Raw genomic sequence first — 3,101 nt, 5'->3', positions numbered from 1 at the left:
TGACCATCTGGAACGGCAAGGGCGGCAACAACTTCACCCCGCCGGACGTGGTCGGCGCGAACTGGAACACCTACAGCCGGCCCATCGGCGGCGACTTCAACGGCGACGGCAAAGGCGACCTGGCCGCGGTGCGCGACGGCACCCTCCACATCTGGAACGGCAAGGGCGGCAACACGTTCACCCCCGCGGAAGAGGTCGGCCCCGGCTGGTCCCACCTGGCCAGTTCCCTGGTCTCGCTCGGCGACGTCAACAAGGACGGCCGTACCGACATCGGCGCCGTCGACCTCGACGGCGTGCTGCACATCTGGAACGGCAAGGGCAACAACAACTTCACCTCACGCGACCGCGTGGGGGCGGGCTGGAACAGCCTCTCCCGTCCCGTCGGCGGCGACTTCAACGGCGACGGCATCGGCGACATCGCCGCCGTCGACCGTGACGGCGTCCTGCACATCTGGAACGGCAAGGGCAACAACAAGTTCACCGACGCCGACCGCGTCGGCGCCGGCTGGACCCGCCAGTTCGCGCGCACCCTCATGTCCCTGGGCGACGTGAACGGCGACCGGCACTCCGACCTCGCCGCCGTCGACGGCGCCGGCGTCCTGCACCTGTGGAACGGCAGGGGCAACAACAAGTTCGCCCCGGGCGACCCCATCGGGCCCGGCTGGGCTCCGCACTTCCCCGCCGAGTTCGGCGGCGACTTCAACGCGGACGGCGTCGGCGACATCCACGCCACGGGTACGGGCACCCTGCACGTCTGGAACGGCAAGGGCAGCAACAACTTCACCCCCGCGGACTCCGTCGGCGCGGGATGGGCGGACGTCAGCCGCCCCATCGCCGCCGACTTCAACCGTGACGGCATCGGCGACCTGGCCGCCGTACGCGACGGCACCCTCCACATCTGGAACGGCAAGGGCGACAACAAGTTCACCCCCGCAGAGGCCGTCGGCCCCGGCTGGGAGGACCTCGCCGCCACCCTGGCCTCGCTCGGCGACGTCAACCGCGACGGCCACGCCGACCTCGCCGCCGTCGACGCCGAAGGGGTGCTGCACGTCTGGAACGGCCAGGGCAACAACAACTTCCACCCGCCGGTCCGCGTCGGCTCCGGCTGGAACGCCTTCACCCGCCCGGTCGGCGGCGACTTCAACGGCGACGGCACCGGTGACATCGCCGCCGTCAGCAAGGCCGACGGCTACCTGCACATCTGGAACGGCAGGGGCAACACCAAGTTCACCCCCGCCGACTCCGTCGGGCCGAACTGGGCGGATCTCGCCGCCACACTGATGGCCCCCGGCGACCTCAACGCCGACGGTCACACCGACCTCGCGGCCATCAACCCCGAAGGCATCCTCACCCTCTGGAACGGAAAGGGCGACAACAAGTTCGGACCGGCGGTCACCATCGGCCCCAACTGGAACGAACACTTCCCCAGCTGACGACACCTGTGGGCCGGTGGCCTCGACGGGGTGGGCCGGGGGCGTCGCTCCCGGCCCACCCCCGGTCGTGGCTGGTTCAGGTGTCGGTGGACACGTGCTGCCTGCTGAGCGACAGGCCGTGCTCGTCCGCGAAGGCCCGCCGGCACAGGCCGTGACAGAAGCCGTACAAGGTGCCCTGATGAACGAGGGTCAGCTGCGTGTCGAGCTCCACGCTCATGCCGCAGATCGGGTCGATCAGCTTGTCCTCCTCCTGGGCGGGCACCGCACGGTCGGACGTCGCGTCACGGTACGGGCGCGAGACGTACTCGGTGAGATCCATGCTGTCCATGACCCTCCCCATGATGCCGATGCCGCCCTCGGTGATGCCCTCGACCAGGATCAGCGCGTGGGGTTCGCGTCGCACGCGTTCGGGATCGCGGCCGGCGTCCCGCTCCGTCTCGGCCAGGACGTCGGTGACGACGGTGGCCATGTGCTCGCACACCTCCTTACGCCACGACGCCGGAACCGTGACGCGGACGAGATAGCGCGGCGGAGCGGCGGCGTCCGCCGCGGGCCGCTGACCGAGAACCCAGGTGGCCGGCTCGTGCACGAGCACCTGCGTGATCAGCCGTTGCGCGTCGATGATCTCCATGGCGTGGCTGTCGTCCTCGACCATCAGCGTGTCGATGAGCCGACGCCCCAGCACCTCGCGTTCGGTCTCGCTGAGAGCTCCCCTGGGAACGACGACCTCGATCAGCAGCACTGCGCTCACCCAACCCCTCGGAACAGACTTCGCCGTACGATTCCTCCACGATGCCCAGGAGGGGTATACGAAGCATCCGGCAGGCGGACCGTTTCTCGCCTACCATGCAGGAAGTAGGCCCACGCGAACGTGCGACGTCGTCCGTACTCGTGCGGTCCTTCCTCGTGCTGGGAGGAAGCCCGTACCCGTGCGGTTTTTCCTCGCGCTAGGAGGAAGCCTGCACCACGGGAGCACCCTCGCTGGCCTGCACCAGCACGAACCCCTGCCCCTGGAACGCCAGTTGCATGGCCTCTCCACTCCCTCGCCCGATCAGCGCGCCCGCCTTCATCGTCCGGTTCACGCCCACGTGCAGGCTGGTGCTCCAGCAAACGGCGGACTGGCCGTCGGCGTACGTCGGCATCTGCGCGGCGTCGAGCAACACCGGCGTACCGTGCGTCGTCACCGCCACCCACCCGGTGCCGTTGATCGTCGTGTTGAACAACCCGCCCGCCGCGACCCCCGCGCCCTGAACCCGCTGGATGTCCCAGGACAGCTGCGGCTGGAAGGCCAGCAGGTTGCGTCCGTTGACCGTGAGCCCCTCGTTCTCCAGGTAGAACAGGTGGATGTCGTCGGCGTTGTCCGCGAGGTAGAGCAGCCCGTCGCCGCGCACCCGCATCAGCGACGCGCCCTCGCCCGTCATCGCCTTCTTGAACAGCTTGCCGAGGCCGCCCGACCCTTCGTAGTCGAAGTCCATCTGCCCCTGGAAGGCGACCATCGAGCCCTGCTTGGCCAGCACTTCGGGCAGTTGCACCCGGAGCATCTTGCCGTTCTGGAGAGCGAAGCCGGGGGGCAGGGGCTGGCCGTCGAGGTTGCCGAAGATGGAGCTGCGCACGGTATCTACCTTTCGAGAAGTCGTGCCCGTTAGCGTACGGAAAATCCCCTCCAAC

General features: G+C 68.8%; 3 protein-coding genes. 1 reads left to right on the top strand and 2 read right to left on the bottom strand.

Translation table 11 applies throughout. The features are described from left to right. Positions 1 to 1,433, top strand: a 1,433-nt coding sequence (locus E1295_RS47755) for an FG-GAP repeat domain-containing protein (RefSeq protein WP_166427796.1), incomplete at its 5' end; no start/stop codon positions are given. A gap of 76 nt (positions 1,434 to 1,509) precedes the next feature. On the opposite strand, the gene E1295_RS47750 is transcribed toward E1295_RS47755, so the two are convergent. Further along, positions 1,510 to 2,184, bottom strand: a complete 675-nt coding sequence (locus E1295_RS47750) for a YHS domain protein (protein ID WP_132641979.1) — start codon at positions 2,182 to 2,184, stop codon at positions 1,510 to 1,512. 196 nt (positions 2,185 to 2,380) lie between these two features. Beyond that, complete coding sequence (locus tag E1295_RS47745; RefSeq protein WP_181958160.1) at positions 2,381 to 3,046, bottom strand: AIM24 family protein; 666 nt, start codon at positions 3,044 to 3,046, stop codon at positions 2,381 to 2,383. Between the last annotated feature and the right edge of the window lie 55 nt (positions 3,047 to 3,101).

The organism is Nonomuraea mesophila, assembly GCF_004352805.1.
Lineage (GTDB): Bacteria > Actinomycetota > Actinomycetes > Streptosporangiales > Streptosporangiaceae > Nonomuraea > Nonomuraea longispora.
This window is presented reverse-complemented; position numbering and strand designations above follow the sequence as displayed.